The 462-nt window shown below is 66.0% G+C and carries 1 protein-coding gene; it reads left to right on the top strand.

Going from position 1 to position 462, the window contains the following annotated elements; translation table 11 throughout:
- Positions 1 to 462: alpha/beta hydrolase (locus tag JWG43_RS18105; RefSeq protein ID WP_275888511.1), on the top strand; the 462-nt coding region annotated here is incomplete at both ends.

Genomic DNA, 462 nt, shown 5'->3' with positions numbered 1-462 from the left:
GGACAAGGTCTTTCCCCAGAGCGACAAAGTGGAACATCGTAAAGTGACCTTCCGCACCCGTTACGGCACTATGCTGGCGGGCGACCTGTACGTGCCCCGGGGCACCAAGGGCAAACTGGCGGCCCTGGCCGTGAGCGGTCCCTTTGGCGCGGTGAAGGAACAGGCGTCCGGGCTCTATGCCCAGACCATGGCCGAGCGCGGCTTCCTGACGCTGGCCTTCGACCCCTCCTATACGGGCGAGAGCAGCGGCGAGCCGCGTCACGTGGCCTCGCCGGACATCAATACCGAAGACTTCAGCGCTGCGGTGGACTTCCTCACCACGCTGGACGCGGTGGATGCGGAGCGCATCGGCATCATCGGCATCTGCGGCTTCGGCGGCATGGGCCTGAACGCCGCCGCCATGGATACCCGCATCAAGGCCACCGTGGCCGTCACCATGTACGACATGAGCCGGGTCACGGC

Origin of the sequence: Desulfobulbus alkaliphilus, assembly GCF_016918545.1 — a bacterium.
Classification (GTDB): Bacteria; Desulfobacterota; Desulfobulbia; order Desulfobulbales; family Desulfobulbaceae; genus Desulfobulbus; species Desulfobulbus alkaliphilus.
Note: the sequence above shows the minus strand (reverse complement) of the source record. Positions and strands in the feature narration are given on the sequence as shown.